15 protein-coding genes are annotated in these 13,326 nt (G+C 73.5%); 8 read left to right on the top strand and 7 right to left on the bottom strand.

Annotation, left to right across the window (positions count from 1 at the left end):
* Window positions 1-163 precede the first annotated feature (163 nt).
* Window positions 164-1,393 (bottom strand): threonine ammonia-lyase, encoded by a 1,230-nt coding sequence (gene ilvA / locus IF43_RS0119610; RefSeq protein ID WP_030202079.1) that lies wholly within the window; start codon window positions 1,391-1,393, stop codon window positions 164-166.
* A gap of 148 nt (window positions 1,394-1,541) precedes the next feature.
* On the opposite strand from ilvA, the gene IF43_RS0119605 reads away from it, so the two are divergent.
* The 3 genes from IF43_RS0119605 to IF43_RS0119595 are packed head-to-tail and all read left to right on the top strand — an operon-like array spanning window position 1,542 to window position 2,913.
* Window positions 1,542-2,108: a MarR family winged helix-turn-helix transcriptional regulator gene (locus IF43_RS0119605; RefSeq protein WP_234332324.1), complete on the top strand. Its 567-nt coding sequence runs from the start codon at window positions 1,542-1,544 to the stop codon at window positions 2,106-2,108.
* A gap of 57 nt (window positions 2,109-2,165) precedes the next feature.
* Window positions 2,166-2,627, top strand: a complete 462-nt coding sequence (locus IF43_RS0119600; protein WP_030202073.1) for a sigma factor-like helix-turn-helix DNA-binding protein — start codon at window positions 2,166-2,168, stop codon at window positions 2,625-2,627.
* 34 nt (window positions 2,628-2,661) lie between these two features.
* Entirely contained in the window at window positions 2,662-2,913 is a 252-nt protein-coding gene (locus IF43_RS0119595; protein WP_030202070.1) for a hypothetical protein, read from the top strand.
* A 141-nt stretch (window positions 2,914-3,054) separates the two neighbouring features.
* Here the strand turns inward: IF43_RS0119595 and IF43_RS0119590 are convergent, their stop codons facing one another.
* Together IF43_RS0119590 and IF43_RS0119585 are read right to left on the bottom strand one after the other, a co-directional pair.
* Window positions 3,055-4,203, bottom strand: coding sequence for a cystathionine gamma-synthase (locus IF43_RS0119590; protein ID WP_030202065.1), 1,149 nt, complete (start codon window positions 4,201-4,203; stop codon window positions 3,055-3,057).
* Between the two features lie 133 nt (window positions 4,204-4,336).
* Window positions 4,337-5,182: a hypothetical protein gene (locus tag IF43_RS0119585; RefSeq protein ID WP_030202064.1), complete on the bottom strand. Its 846-nt coding sequence runs from the start codon at window positions 5,180-5,182 to the stop codon at window positions 4,337-4,339.
* Window positions 5,183-5,395: 213 nt separating this feature from the next.
* Here IF43_RS0119585 and IF43_RS0119580 point away from each other — a divergent pair, with 213 nt between their 5' ends.
* Window positions 5,396-6,505, top strand: coding sequence for a hypothetical protein (locus IF43_RS0119580; protein ID WP_030202061.1), 1,110 nt, complete (start codon window positions 5,396-5,398; stop codon window positions 6,503-6,505).
* A gap of 145 nt (window positions 6,506-6,650) precedes the next feature.
* Window positions 6,651-7,316 carry a peptide-methionine (S)-S-oxide reductase MsrA gene (gene msrA, locus IF43_RS0119575; RefSeq protein WP_030202058.1) on the top strand — a complete coding sequence of 222 codons (666 nt, stop codon included), beginning with the start codon at window positions 6,651-6,653 and terminating at the stop codon, window positions 7,314-7,316.
* A gap of 150 nt (window positions 7,317-7,466) precedes the next feature.
* On the opposite strand, the gene IF43_RS0119570 is transcribed toward msrA, so the two are convergent.
* Window positions 7,467-8,498, bottom strand: coding sequence for an NAD(P)-dependent alcohol dehydrogenase (locus tag IF43_RS0119570; protein WP_030202056.1), 1,032 nt, complete (start codon window positions 8,496-8,498; stop codon window positions 7,467-7,469).
* A gap of 272 nt (window positions 8,499-8,770) precedes the next feature.
* Between IF43_RS0119570 and IF43_RS0119565 the strand changes: the two genes are divergently transcribed.
* Both IF43_RS0119565 and IF43_RS0119560 read left to right on the top strand, forming a co-directional pair.
* The gene (locus tag IF43_RS0119565) at window positions 8,771-9,682 is read left to right on the top strand and encodes a helix-turn-helix domain-containing protein (RefSeq protein WP_051795645.1); all 912 of its coding nucleotides are present in this window, start codon (window positions 8,771-8,773) and stop codon (window positions 9,680-9,682) included.
* The gene (locus IF43_RS0119560; protein ID WP_030202047.1) at window positions 9,679-10,152 is read left to right on the top strand and encodes an N-acetyltransferase; all 474 of its coding nucleotides are present in this window, start codon (window positions 9,679-9,681) and stop codon (window positions 10,150-10,152) included. The genes IF43_RS0119565 and IF43_RS0119560 overlap by 4 nt, the downstream gene beginning before the upstream one ends.
* A 57-nt stretch (window positions 10,153-10,209) precedes the next feature.
* Here IF43_RS0119560 and IF43_RS42155 read toward each other — a convergent pair whose 3' ends face one another.
* The 3 genes from IF43_RS42155 to IF43_RS0119545 all read right to left on the bottom strand — a co-directional run bounded on the left by IF43_RS42155 (window position 10,210) and on the right by IF43_RS0119545 (window position 12,797).
* A complete protein-coding gene (locus IF43_RS42155) occupies window positions 10,210-10,662 on the bottom strand; it encodes a peptidoglycan-binding protein (RefSeq protein WP_030202045.1) in 453 nt (150 codons plus the stop codon).
* A 368-nt stretch (window positions 10,663-11,030) separates the two neighbouring features.
* Entirely contained in the window at window positions 11,031-12,302 is a 1,272-nt protein-coding gene (locus IF43_RS0119550; RefSeq protein WP_030202044.1) for an Ig-like domain-containing protein, read from the bottom strand.
* A 141-nt stretch (window positions 12,303-12,443) separates the two neighbouring features.
* Window positions 12,444-12,797: a hypothetical protein gene (locus tag IF43_RS0119545; RefSeq protein WP_078910291.1), complete on the bottom strand. Its 354-nt coding sequence runs from the start codon at window positions 12,795-12,797 to the stop codon at window positions 12,444-12,446.
* A gap of 108 nt (window positions 12,798-12,905) precedes the next feature.
* On the opposite strand from IF43_RS0119545, the gene IF43_RS0119540 reads away from it, so the two are divergent.
* Window positions 12,906-13,277 carry a hypothetical protein gene (locus IF43_RS0119540; protein ID WP_030202039.1) on the top strand — a complete coding sequence of 124 codons (372 nt, stop codon included), beginning with the start codon at window positions 12,906-12,908 and terminating at the stop codon, window positions 13,275-13,277.
* Window positions 13,278-13,326 lie beyond the last annotated feature (49 nt).

Here is a 13,326-nt window from a genome sequence, read left to right as displayed (position 1 = left end):
CAAATCCTATGGTCGGCGGGGGCGACCCGCCGGTCGGTGCGGCGTTCCGTCAGCAACCGTATCGCGTTATATCGCGTCGGGTGGGGGAAACGGCCGAGTCGGTACGGACGGCCCGGCGCGGTCGGCTCGGCAGACCCGGGACCGCGGGCTCGGCACGGCCCGCTCAGGACATCACCCGGTACCCCGCGCCGTGCAGGGACGCGGCCACCTCGGCGCAGTGCTCCGGACCCTTGGTCTCCAGGTGCAGCTCCACCTCCACCTCCGTGAGGCCCAGGCCCGGATCGGTCCGCACGTGGCTCACGTCCAACACGTTCGCATCCACCACTGACAACACCCCCAGCAGACCGGCCAGCGCCCCCGGCCGGTCGGCCACCCGCAGCCGCAGCGACAGGTACCGCCCCGCCGCCACCATGCCGTGCCGCAGGATCCGCTGGAGCAGCAACGGGTCCACGTTCCCGCCCGACAGCACCGCCACCACCGGGCCCCGGAACGCCTCGGGCTCGCTGAGCAGCGCCGCCACCGGGGCGCAGCCGGCCGGCTCGACGACCAGCTTGGCCCGCTCCAGGCACAGCAGCAGCGCGCTGGACAGGGCGTCCTCGGACACCGTCCGCACGTCGTCCACCAACTCCCGCACGATGGCGAACGGCACGTCCCCCGGCCGCCCCACCTTGATCCCGTCCGCCATCGTCACCGGCTCGTCGACCGCCACCGGATGGCCCGCGGCCAGCGACGGCGGGTACGCGGCCGCGCCCTTGGCCTGCACGCCCACGACCCGGACGTCCGGGCGCACCGCCTTGACCGCCACCGCGATGCCGGCCACCAGGCCCCCGCCGCCGACGCCCACCACGATCGTGCGGACCTCCGGGCACTGCTCCAGGATCTCCAGGCCGACCGTGCCCTGGCCGGCGATGATGTCGCGGTGGTCGAAGGGGTGGATGAACACCGCCCCGGTGCGCTCGGCGTACTCCTCCGCGGCGGCCAGGGTCTCGTCCACGACCTGGCCGACCAGGCGCACGTCGGCCCCGTACTCACGCGTCGCGGCCACCTTCGGCAGCGGGGCGCCGACCGGCATGAACACCGTGGAGCGCACGCCCAGCAGGGCGGAGGCCAGGGCCACGCCCTGGGCGTGGTTGCCGGCACTGGCGGCCACCACCCCGGCCGCCTTCTCCTCCGGCCGCAGCCCGGCGATGCGCACGTACGCGCCGCGCAGCTTGAAGGAGCCGGTGCGCTGGAGGTTCTCGCACTTGAGGTGCACCGGGGAGCCGACGAGCGCGGACAGGTGCCGGCTGCCCTCCATGGCGGTGACGCGCGCGACCCCGTCGAGCATCTTCTGCGCGCCGCGGATGTCGTCGAGGATCAGGGAGGGAAGGGGGGCGGGCAACCGGTAGCTCATGCGGCAAGTCTCGCAGCGCGCGGAGGGTGCCGCGCAGGGCCGCCGGACCGGCCGTCTCGGGTTTCCCCAGGGCCGGTACGCCGCGCCCCCTCGCCGCGTACTCTGTCCCCCATCCTGTCGGCCCCCGCATGAAGAGAGCCCCGGTTCCATGCCCCCAATCCCGCCGCCCCCGGCCCCTTCCGACCTGCCCACCCAGGGCCAGACAGAGGCCGGGAACGAGGGCGCGAGCGAGGTCGGGCCGGAGGCCGGCAGCGGCCTGCTCGACTCCCTCCAGCACCAGGTGGCCCTGTTCGCGCGCCGCGCGGAGCAGACCCGGCTCGGCGGGGTGGGCCAGGCCCGCAACTCGATGGACCGCGCCGCGTACCTGCTGCTCAACCGGCTCGACCGGGAGGGCCCGATGGGGGTGAAGGCGCTGGCCGCCGGCATGGGCATCGACTCCTCGACCGTCACCCGGCAGGTCGCCCCGCTCGTGGACAGCGGCCTCGTCAAGCGGACCTCGCACCCGGAGGACGGGCGCGCGGTCGTGCTCGCCCTGTCCCCGCGCGGACTGGCGCGGCTGGAGGACGTACGGTCCTCGCGGCGCGCGCTGATGGCCCAGGTGACGGAGGGCTGGAGCGAGGACGAGCGGGAGACCTTCACCGCCCTGCTGACGCGCTTCAACGTGTCGCTGTCCGAACGGATGGGCGCTCCCGGCGAGGGCGGCCCCGCCTCCTGATCGCGCAGGGCCGCCGCGACTCTTGACCGGGCGCCCGGCCTGCCCTGTCATGAGAGGGTGACAGGACGGTGGGCCGGCCAAGGCGACCGCCGGGCCCGCGAGTTCGAGGCGTTCGTCGCGGGCGCGGGCGGTCGGCTGCTGCACGTCGCGACCCTGCTCACCGCCGAACCGGACCACGACAACCCGGCCGCGCGGCGGCTGCTCGCGGACGCCCTCGCCCGGACGTACGCCGGCTGGGAGCGGGCCCGCGGCGACGATCCGTACGACCGCACGCGCGCGGAGCTGGCCCTCGCCTTCGCACGGTCCGCCTGGCGCCACCACCGCGGCCGCGGTGGAGTGCTCACGGCCCTCGCGCCGCAGGAGCGCCTCGTCATCACCCTGCGCGTGTACGAGGGCATCGCCGAGGAGCAGACGGCCGCCCTGCTCGGCCTGCCCGCGGACCGGATACGCACCCTCCTGACCCGCGCCGTCTCCGCGCTGCGCTCCCGGCCGGCGACCCCCGCGGCGGGTGCGGCGTGAGCACGTACGCGGGTCGTGGGAGAGGGGCGGTGCGATGAGCCTGCCCGACCGCAAGGAACTGGAGGTGCGGCGGATGCTCGAAGGACCGCACCCCGTGGTCCCCGTCGGACTCGCGGCCCAGGCCGCCGCCCGCGGCACGCGCCTGCTGCGCCGCCGCCGCGCGCTGCGCCGGCTCGGCTGGACCCTGCTGCTGGCCGCGGCCGTGGCCTTCACGGTGTGGGCCTCGCTGACCCGGCCCTGGGTGGTACCGCCCTCGACGGTCGCACCGCCGCTCGAGGGCTGGTGACGGTGACGACCGTACGACCGGATCCGCTCGGGGCGCGGGTACGAGTACGGGTACGGGTACGAGCACGGGCGCGGCGCCGGCGTGACTGCGGGTGCGGACCCCGGAGGTGCCGCACCCGCGCCCGCGCACTGCCCGGACTGACTAGCCCAGCGCCTGCTTGAGGTCGGCCAGCAGGTCGTCGATCGCCTCGATGCCCACCGACAGGCGGACCAGGTCGGCCGGCACCTCCAGGGCCGAGCCCGCGGCCGAGGCGTGGGTCATGCGACCCGGGTGCTCGATCAGCGACTCGACGCCACCCAGGGACTCACCGAGGGTGAACAGCTGCGCGCGGTTGCAGACCTCGACGGCCGCCTCCTCGCCGCCCTGCACCTGGAAGGAGACCATGCCGCCGAAGTCCTTCATCTGCTTGGCGGCGACCTCGTGGCCCGGGTGCTCCGGCAGGCCGGGGTACAGCACGCGCGTGACCTTGGGGTGCTCGGTCAGCATCTCGGCGACGCGGGCCGCGTTCTGGCTGTGCCGGTCCATGCGCACCGACAGCGTCTTGATGCCGCGCAGCACGATCCAGGAGTCGAACGGACCGGCGACCGCGCCCATCGCGTTCTGGTGGTAGGCGAGTTCCTCGCCCAGCGCCGCGTCCGCCGTGACCAGCGCGCCGCCGACCACGTCGGAGTGGCCGCCCATGTACTTCGTCAGGGAGTGCACGACCACGTCCGCGCCCAGCGCCAGGGGCTGCTGGAGGTACGGGCTGGCGAAGGTGTTGTCGACCACCAGCTTCGCGCCGGCGGACCGCGCGATCTCCGCGACCACCGCGATGTCGGTGATGCCGAGGAGGGGGTTCGAGGGGGTCTCGACCCAGATCACCTTCGTACGGTCGGTCATCGCGGCCCGCACCGACGCCGGGTCGGAGGTGTCCGCGACGGACCACTCGACGCCCCAGCGGGAGACGACCTTCGCGAAGAGGCGGAAGGTGCCGCCGTACGCGTCGTTCGGGATGACCACGTGGTCGCCGGGCGAGAGGAGCGTGCGCAGGAGGCAGTCCTCGGCGGCCAGGCCGGACGCGAAGGCCAGGCCGCGGCGGCCGCCTTCGAGTGCTGCGAGGTTCTCCTCCAGAGCGGTGCGCGTGGGGTTGGCGCTGCGGCTGTACTCGTAGCCGCCGCGCAGGCCGCCGACGCCGTCCTGCTTGTAGGTGGAGACCTGGTAGATCGGGGGGACGACCGCGCCGGTCAACGGGTCAGCCGTGTTGCCCGCGTGGATGGCGCGGGTCTCGAAGCTCATCTGCTCGTGGCTCATGTGCAGAGCCTAAGCGTCCCGACAGGGGTGGCGCGCGGCCGCCGGGCCCCGCCCGGGGCTGCCAGTTCCCCGGGCGGGCTCCCGTCCGGTCGGACCCGGGCGGCGGTCCGGTCGGACCCGGGCGGCGGTCCGGTCAGCCCCAGGCGTGGACCATCTCCTCGGCGAAGCCGGCCATCTCGGCGGCGCCGAGGTCGTCGGCGGCGGCCGTCCGCTCGTCGCGCCGGGGCTGCGCGGCGAGCGTGCCCTCCTCCTCCTGCTCCTGCGGCTGGTCATCGGGGCGGGCCTGCTCGGCCGGCCCGGCCTCCTCACCCGGCTGCTGCTCCTGACCCGGCTCCTGCTCCTGACCCGGCTCCTGGCCCTCGCCCGGCTGCTGCTCCTGGCCGGGCTCCTGACCCTGACCCGGCTCCTGGCCCTGACCCGGCTCCTGTCCCTGGTCGAGGCCCTCGTCCATGCCGGAGCCCGGGTCGGCGCCCTCCTCCATCCCGTCCTCCAGGCCGTCGTCCGCACCCTGGTCCGCGCCCTGCTCCGTGCCCTGCTCCGGGTCGTCGTCGCCGGGCTTCGCCGGCTGGGCGGCGGGCCGGCCCGGCGCGGTGGTCGGGGTCTGCGGGGCGGGCAGGGTCTGCGGGGCGCCCTCCGCGCGGTCGGCGAAGGCCACGGACAGGGCGGGGAGGTCCCGCTCGGCGCGGTCCTCACCGGGGGTGAGTTCGAACGCCTCCCCCTCGCAGTGCGGGCCCTCGAAGACGAACGCGGTGACCCGGGTGCCGTTCGCGAGCCGCTCCGGAAGCTTGCCCTCCGGGACCGCCTCGAGTTCGTAGCAGGTCTCGCCGTTCGGGTTCTGGATCTGCGCGACCGCGGAGTTCTCGGCGCCGGGCACGTAGTAACTGAAGGTCTCCGTGTCGGCCGCGAACGCCGCGGCCGGCAGCGCGACGGAAAGGGCCAGGGCGCCCAGGGTGATCGAGACTGCACTCCGCATGCGCATGCGCGTTTTCTCCTTCGGCTTGATCAGGCCGGGCAGGCCTGCGCGGGAGATGCTAAATGCGGACAAAGTGCAGAAACGACGCTCTGGTCCGGTATCCACGGGTGTTCCCCGCACATTCACGTGGTCGGCTCAGGAACGGCCCTCCCGCCCCGGTCAAATGGCGGACGCACCCGGGCCGCGGGGAGAGCCGGCCGGGTATGGAACGCTTGAGCCATGGAGATCCTGTGGTTCCTGATCGCGGTGGGCATGCTCGCCGCCGTCGTCGTCCCCTACGTGCGGCGTCGCAACGGCGGTGGCATCCGGCTGACCCACCCCGGTGCCCCCGATGCCGCCGACCCGGCGGACTACGGCTTCGTACGCCAGGAGGAACTCGACATCCGCGTCCCCGGTCCCGACCGGGACCTGATGGACGTACTGGAGCTGGTGCAGCGCAGCCAGGACTGGCGGGCGGCCTCCCAGCTGCTGGCCGGCACGCCCAAGGAGGGCGAGGTGCGCTGGCAGCGCGTGCAGGCCTTCGCGGGCGCGGCCTCCCTGGAGCTCGCCCAGCGGCCCGGCGTCGGCGCGGCCTGGCTGCGGGCCTGGCGGCTGGAGTCCCCCAAGGACGCGGGCGGGGCACAGGTGCACGCCGAGTTCCTGGTGCAGCAGGCCTGGCGGGCCTCGGGCGGGGTCGGCTCCGAGGACCACCGGATCATCCTCGAGGAGGCGCGCACGGCCTGCGACGAGGCCGCCCTGCTGGCCCCCGGCGACCCGGTGCCGCACATCACGCAGCTGGCGGTCGCGCGAGGCCTGGCGTACCCGGAGGGGGAGTTCGACGCGCTGTGGGCCAAGGTCATCGACCGCGCGCCCGAGCACATGGGGGCCCACCTGGCGGCCCTTCACTACTGGTGCGAGAAGTGGCACGGTTCGCGGGAGAAGGCCGACGCCTTCACGCACGCGGCCGCCGCCCGCGCCCCGCACGGCTCGCTGCTGGCGGCGCTGCCCCTCTTCGGCGTCTTCGAGCACCTCCCCGACATCGCCCTCGTCCAGGACTTCTACGGCAGCGCGGTGGTCTCGCGGGCCATGGAGGGCGCCCTGTACGCCGTCCACTCGGCCCGGCCCGACGACCCGATGCTGGCGCACGTGCGCCACCTGCTGATCCTGTTCCTGGTGCGCGGCGAGCGGTGGGCCGAGGCCATGGAGCAGATCCGGCACGTGGACGGCTACGTCGGTGCGCTGCCCTGGTCCCACAGCGAGGACCCGGCGGCCGAGTACGCGGTCTACCGCGCCCTCGCGGTCGCCGGCTACGAGGCCAACGGCGGCAGCCCGGCCACCCTCCCCCACTGACGCCGGGGCCGGCCGCCCCGGCACGGGCACCGGTACCGGAACCGGAACCGGCACCGGCACCGGCGCGGGCGCGGGCACGGGAATCGAGACCGGCGGGCGGACGTTGACACGACACCGCCCGCCGTCTTCCCCGAGGAGCCACCCCATGCTGTACGGCCGTCGTACCCCTGAGCTGCCCACCCCGGAGCAGGCGATCCCGGGGCGCTCGGAGGCCCTGTTCAGCCTGCCGTCCACCCACACCGTCCTGGGCAACCCGCTGGCCGGGCCCTACCCGGCCGGGCTGGAGGTGGCCGACTTCGGGCTGGGCTGCTTCTGGGGCGCCGAGCGCAAGTTCTGGCAGACCCCGGGCGTGTGGACCACGCTCGTCGGCTACCAGGGCGGCTACACCGAGAACCCCACGTACGAAGAGGTCTGCTCGGGCGGGACCGGCCACACGGAGGTCGTCCGCGTGGTCTTCGACCCGTCCGCCGTGTCGTACGAGACGCTGCTGAAGGTCTTCTGGGAGGCGCACGACCCGACCCAGGGCTTCCGCCAGGGCAACGACGTGGGCACCCAGTACCGCTCGGCCGCCTACACCCACTCCCCCGCCCAGCAGGCCGCGGCCGAGGCCTCCCGCACGGCGTACCAGGAGGTCCTGACCCGCTCCGGGTACGGACAGATCACCACGGCGGTCCTGCCGGCCGCCGAGCGCCCCTTCTGGCCTGCGGAGGCGTATCACCAGCAGTACCTCGACAAGAACCCGGCCGGCTACTGCGGCATCGGCGGCACGGGCGTCTCCTGCCCCATCGGCATCGCCAGGACCGACGCCTGACCCCCTCCCCGCACCACCACTCCCGACCACCACCCCGCCCGCTCCGTGTCGTCACCCGTTCGGATGCCGGCACGGGGAACGGTGTGGCTAGGCTGCCCGCTCCCGCGGAGCAGGGGCGGGGCCGGGGCGGCTCCCTGAGGGGAGGAGGGGTCAGATGGTGGCGGCGTCGATGACGAAGCGGTAGCGGACGTCGCTGGAGAGGATCCGCTCGTAGGCGGTGTTGATCTCGTCCGCGCGGATCGTCTCGATCTCGGCGCCCAGGCCGTGCGCCGCGCAGAAGTCCAGCATCTCCTGCGTCTCGGCGATGCCGCCGATCATCGAGCCGGCCAGGGTGCGGCGGCCGGTGATGACCGAGAACAGGTTCAGCGAGACGTCCTCCTCCGGGGCGCCCACGTTCACCAGGGCCCCGTCCACCTTCAGCAGGCCGAGGTAGGCGTTGAGGTCCAGCGGCGCCGACACGGTCGAGACGACCAGGTCGAAGGTGCCCGCCAGGTCGCGGAAGGTGGTCTCGTCACTGGTGGCGTAGTAGTGCGAGGCGCCGAGCCGGAGCCCGTCGTCCTTCTTGCGCAGCGACTGCGACAGCACCGTCACCTCGGCACCGAGCGCCGCCGCGATCTTGACGCCCATGTGGCCGAGGCCGCCCAGGCCCACGATCGCGACCTTCTTGCCCGGGCCCGCGCCCCAGTGCCTGAGCGGCGAGTAGAGCGTGATGCCCGCGCACAGCAGCGGGGCGGCCACGTCCAGCGCCAGCCCGTCGGGGATGCGGACGGTGTAGTTCTCGTCGACCACGATGTGGGTCGAGTAGCCGCCGTACGTGGGGTCGCCGTTCTTGTCGCGGCCGTTGTACGTGCCGGTCATGCCCTTCACGCAGTACTGCTCCTGGCCCGCGAGGCAGTACTCACACGCGCGGCAGGAGTCGACGAAGCAGCCGACCCCCACCCGGTCGCCGACCGCGAAGCGGGTCACGCCCGCGCCCACCGCGGTGACCACGCCGGCGATCTCGTGGCCCGGGACCATGGGGAAGGTGCCCTCGCCCCAGCCGTCGCGGGCCTGGTGGATGTCGGAGTGGCAGATGCCCGCGTACTTGATCTCGATGAGCACGTCGTGCTCGCCGACCGCACGGCGCGGGACCGTGGTCCGCTCCAGCGGGGCCTTGGGGGCGGGGGCCGCCCAGGCCGCCACCCGCGTGCCCGCGGTCGCGGCCGTGGTCCCCGGCGCGTTCTCGGTGGCGGTCCCGGTCGCGGTCGCGTTCACGTTCTCGGTCACGTCGTCTTCTTCTTCCGTCTTCGTCCGTCGTCGTCCGGCGCGGCGCCCGCGCCCTCATGTCGTCCGTTCCGGGGGAAACGATGCCGCAGCCGGCCGGTGCCACCCAGGCCCCTGCGGAGCCTAGGTCCACCGGTCCTACCCTCGCCGGTGGCAGGCTGCCGCCGGCCCCGGCCGGTGATACTGGCGGCATGGAGCGCCACGACCCCCTGGACCAGCGCGCCGAGCTGAGCGAGTTCCTGCGCTCCCGGCGCGCCCGCCTCAAGCCCCAGGACGTCGGACTGCCCGAGTACGGGCGCGCCCGCCGCGTGCCGGGGCTGCGCCGCGAGGAGCTGGCGCAGCTGGCCGGGGTGTCGCTGACGTACTACACGCGCCTGGAGCAGGGCCACGGCCAGAACGTCTCCGCCGAGGTCCTCGACGCCATCGCCCGCGCGCTGCGCCTGGACGACACCGAGCGCGCCCACCTCACCCACCTGGCCAGTCCCAGGGCCCGCCGCAAGCGGCACAGCGAGCGGCCCCAGCAGGTCCGGCCGGAGCTGCTGGGGCTTCTCGAGGCGATGGAGGGGGTGCCCGCGTACGTCCTCGGGCGCCGCCTCGACATCCTGGCCTGGAACCGCATGGCCGCCGCCGTCTTCGGCGACTTCGGCGCCCTGCCGGTCGCGGAGCGCAACATGGCACGGCTGGTCTTCCTCGACCCGGCCGCGCAGGAGCTGTACGCCGACTGGGCCTGCCGGGCCTGCGAGATGGTCAGCGGACTGCGCCTGTACGCGGGCTGCCACCCCGACGACCCGAGGCTGTCGGCGCTGGTGGGCGAGCTCTCGGTGAAGAACGAGGAGTTCCGCACGCTGTGGGCCGCCCACACGGTCGCGGACAAGACGCACGGCCGGAAAACCCTTCGCCATCCGCTGGTCGGCGAGGTCCACTTGGCGTTCGAGACGCTGAAGTTGCCGGACAGCCCCGAGCAGTCCCTGGTCACGTTCCACGCCGACCCGGGATCCGGCTCGGCGGACGCCCTGCGGCTGCTCGCCTCGTGGCGGGCCGGTGCCCCGGTCCCCGCCGAGACCGTGACCACGAACCCCGCCCCGGAGACCCGCAGCCGATGAAGCCCGCACGGACCACGCCCGCGTACACCCTCGCCCCCGCCGCCACGGAGGCCGACGCGGCGGCCGTCGCCGGGGTCTGGCTGCGCTCGTACGACGCGGCGCTGCCGTCCGTGCGCCGCGCCCACACGGACGACGAGGTGCGCGACTGGTTCCGGTACGTGGTCGTGCCCGCCGGGAACACGCACCTGGCCCGCGACGCCGCCGGCGGTGCGGCCGGGATGATGGTCGTCGCGGACGGGGTCCTCGACCAGCTCTACCTCGACCCGGCGCACCGCGGCCGCGGCCTCGGTGACCGCTTCGTGGCCCTGGCCAAGGAACTCTCGCCGGAGGGCCTCGAGTTGTGGACGTTCCAGGTCAACACCCCCGCCCAGCGCTTCTACGAGCGCCACGGCTTCGCCGCCGTGGAGCGGACGGACGGCTCCGGGAACGAGGAGCGGGAGCCCGACGTCAGGTACGTCTGGCTCCCGTGACCCCGCTCCCGGCCCTCGCCGGGGCCCCCGTTTCCCCGTCCGGAGACGGGGGGATCGTCAGTGCGCGCCGGCGCCGGAGAGGGTGTTGCAGGTGTTGTAGGCCCCCTCCATGTTCCTCCAGTGCCACTTCATCCGCTCGCGGGTCTGGGGGCCGTAGACGCCGTCGGCGGTGAGGCCGAGGCTCGCCTGGACGCGCTTGAGGGCGGCCGTCGTCTTCGCGCCGAAGGCACCGTCCCACCCGCCGACGTCCTGGCCGTAGCAGTAGCTCAGGGAGTCCTGGAGGTGGTACACCTGCATGCCGCTGGCGCCGGCGCGCAGGGTGCAGTCGTTGTTGCCCTGGATGCCGACCGTGGGGACCTTGGCGTACCAGGCGTTGGTGGAGCCGCTGTAGTAGATCGCGTAGTCGGTGCAGCCGGGGAGGGCCGCGTGTGCGGCCGGGCTGAAGCCGATCAGGCCGACGGTCATCGCGGCGGCGGAGCCGAGCGTGGCGAGCGTGCGCTTGAGCTTCATGTGTGGGTCGACCCCCCGGGTGCGGTCCGATGCGAGCGGAAGCGATCGGATGCGAACGGATGCTGGCGGTCGGCGGGTTGCCGTCCGACGGCGAGAAACCTAGCCGCGTTCCGGCACCCCGGGGTCCACCTCCCACGGGGTGTCCCACGGCCGTCCTACGGCGTGGGAAGGGGCTGGCGGGCACGGTCCGCCGGGAGTACGGGCGCCGCCCGCGTCCGTCCCACGGCGTCCACGGTGCGTCCCACGCGCGTCCCGACGTACGTCCCGACCCTCGTCCCGGAGCGCGGCGGTGGCCGCGGAAAGCCGGTGGCGGCGGACCCACGGGGGAGTCCGCCGCCACCGGCGCGTACGGGGGAGGATCGGGGGGGTCAGACGGCGGAGCCGGCCTTCCACTCCGACCAGCTCATGTTCCAGCCGTTCAGGCCGTTGTCCGGCTTGATCTGGCGGTCAGGGGAGTTGGTGACGGTGACGACGTCGCCGATGAGGGAGTTGTTGAAGAACCAGGCGGCCGGCTGGTCCGGGTCGCCGGCGCCCTTGACGTCGGCCAGGCCCACGCAGCCGTGGCTGGTGTTGACGCTGCCGAAGACCGAGCGGTCGCCCCAGTAGTTGCCGTGCACGAAGGTGCCGGACGTCGACAGGCGCATGGCGTGCGGCACGTCCTTGATGTCGTACGCGCCCTTGCCCTTGTCGTCCGTGAAGCCGACGGTGGCGCCGTTCATCCGGGTCTCCTTGAACTTCTCGGAGATCACCATCTGGCCGTTGTACGTCGGGTTCTCCGGCGAGCCCGCCGAGATCGGGACGGTCTTGATGACCTGGCCGTCCCGGGTGATCTGCATCGTCTTCTTCTTCGCGTCGACGACGGAGACCTGGCTCCGGCCGATCTGGAAGGTGACGGTGCGCTCCTGCACGCCGTAGACGCCCGGGGCGCCCTCGACGCCGTCGAGCTTCAGCTTCAGCGTGACGGTGGAGTGCGCCTTCCAGTACTGCTCGGGGCGGAAGTCGAGGCGCTGGGAGTTGAACCAGTGGCCGACGACCTCCTGGCCGCCGCTGGAGGAGACGTCGATGGCCGACTGGACGGCCTTCTTGTCCTTGATCGGCTTGTCGAAGTTGATCGACACGGGCATGCCCACGCCGACCGTGGAGCCGTCCTCGGGGGTGAAGAGGCCGACGAAGCTGTTGGCCTGCGAGACCGTGCTGAAGGACGCGTTCTCGTGCGCCTCGCGGCCCTCCGCGTCCTTGGCGGTGGCCGACAGGGTGTACTTCGTGGCGCGCTTGAGCTTCGAGGCCGGCTTCCAGCTCTTGCCGTCGGCGGAGATCTCGCCCTCGACGTCGGCGCCCTCGGCGGTCTTGAAGTCGACCTGGGTCAGGGTGCCGTCGGTCACCGTGACGGAGGCGTCGTTGTTGATGCCGACGTTCGTGGCGCCGTTCTTCGGCTTGATGGATATTCGGGCCTGGGACGAGTTCGCCGCCGCGGCCGCGTCGGCGTCCGACTGCGACTTCTTCGTGCCGTCGCCACTGCCCGTCCCCGCGTCGTCACCGCCGCCGCACGCCGTCAGCACCAGTACCCCGCCGAGCAGCGCGGACGCGGCCGCCAGGGCCCTGCGCCGCCGCTTGCTGTCCGTCCTCACACGTCTCTCCATCGTTGCCGGATGACCCCCGGGAAACCCCGGGCGGGGAGGCCCTCCTGGACCGCCCCGCCTCGCTACACATACGCCAGTCTGCGGGAGATCGGTTCCACAGTTCGCGGAACTGTGGGAAACCCCACGGGGCCGGCTCCCGTCCTACGGTTCCCGGTGGGTGTCGGCGTCGTCGTGTTCGAGGGGACCATCCTCCTCTCCCGTGTCCCACTCCATGGAGTCGGGGTCGTATTCCACGGGCTCGGTGCTCCACGAGGCCTGGGCGAGCTCGACGCCGGGCACCTCGGCGATCAGGTCGAAGGGGTCGACGAGGTACGCGAGGGCTTCCGCTTCGTCCTCCCGCACGGCGGCCTCGGCATGGCTGCGCTCCTCGTCCGGCATGAACTCGTCGGCCGCGATGCGCTCCAGCGCGGCGCCGGTCAGAGCCTCCGGTTCCGGGATCTCCAACACCAAATCGACGCGAAGGCGTACGTACTGTGATGACTCAGAGGTACTCATGGCTGGGAGGGTATGCCCGTGGGGGCCCCGCCTTTCCCACGACCCGCCCCTTTCATTAGCATCGGCGGCACACGGCCAATTCGCTGCTGCCACAAGGGGGATCGCACCGTGTTCGCACGTCGACCGCTTCTCACCGCCATCGGAGCGGGCACCCTTCTCACCGCCCTCTGGTTCGTCCCCAACGCCAACGCGACCCCGGAGCAGCCCGCCGCGGCTCCCCGCTCCGCGGATTCCGCTTCCGTACGCACCGCAACCGCCGGGGTCGCCGGAGCGACCGGGACGGCCGGGGTCACGGCAGCCACCGGGGCGATACCCGCCGCGGCTCCCGCGGACGCCCCGACGGAGCTGGCGCTGGCGGACACCGGGGGCGTGGACACGTCCCCGTACCTGCTCGGCGGAACGGCGTTCCTGGTGGCCGGGGCGGGCTTCGTGGCCTTCTCGGCCCGCCGGGCCCGTGCCGAGCAGCCGGGCCGCCCGTAGGGGCGCCCCCGGGGTCGCGCGGCCCGCAGACGCGGAAGAGGGGCCGCCC

The organism is Streptomyces sp. NRRL S-87 (assembly GCF_000719335.1).
Taxonomy (GTDB): Bacteria; Actinomycetota; Actinomycetes; order Streptomycetales; family Streptomycetaceae; genus Streptomyces.
This window is presented reverse-complemented; position numbering and strand designations above follow the sequence as displayed.

Excerpts from the sequence above, each read along its gene's own strand:
- ilvA (WP_030202079.1), bottom strand. The coding sequence starts at position 1,393 with ATGAGCTACCGGTTGCCCGCCCCCCTTCCCTCCCTGATCCTCGACGAC.
- IF43_RS0119605 (WP_234332324.1), top strand. The coding sequence starts at position 1,542 with ATGCCCCCAATCCCGCCGCCCCCGGCCCCTTCCGACCTGCCCACCCAG.
- IF43_RS0119595 (WP_030202070.1), top strand. The coding sequence starts at position 2,662 with ATGAGCCTGCCCGACCGCAAGGAACTGGAGGTGCGGCGGATGCTCGAA.
- IF43_RS0119590 (WP_030202065.1), bottom strand. The coding sequence starts at position 4,203 with ATGAGCCACGAGCAGATGAGCTTCGAGACCCGCGCCATCCACGCGGGC.
- IF43_RS0119585 (WP_030202064.1), bottom strand. The coding sequence starts at position 5,182 with ATGCGCATGCGGAGTGCAGTCTCGATCACCCTGGGCGCCCTGGCCCTT.
- IF43_RS0119580 (WP_030202061.1), top strand. The coding sequence starts at position 5,396 with ATGGAGATCCTGTGGTTCCTGATCGCGGTGGGCATGCTCGCCGCCGTC.
- msrA (WP_030202058.1), top strand. The coding sequence starts at position 6,651 with ATGCTGTACGGCCGTCGTACCCCTGAGCTGCCCACCCCGGAGCAGGCG.
- IF43_RS0119565 (WP_051795645.1), top strand. The coding sequence starts at position 8,771 with ATGGAGCGCCACGACCCCCTGGACCAGCGCGCCGAGCTGAGCGAGTTC.
- IF43_RS0119560 (WP_030202047.1), top strand. The coding sequence starts at position 9,679 with ATGAAGCCCGCACGGACCACGCCCGCGTACACCCTCGCCCCCGCCGCC.
- IF43_RS42155 (WP_030202045.1), bottom strand. The coding sequence starts at position 10,662 with ATGAAGCTCAAGCGCACGCTCGCCACGCTCGGCTCCGCCGCCGCGATG.
- IF43_RS0119550 (WP_030202044.1), bottom strand. The coding sequence starts at position 12,302 with ATGGAGAGACGTGTGAGGACGGACAGCAAGCGGCGGCGCAGGGCCCTG.
- IF43_RS0119545 (WP_078910291.1), bottom strand. The coding sequence starts at position 12,797 with ATGAGTACCTCTGAGTCATCACAGTACGTACGCCTTCGCGTCGATTTG.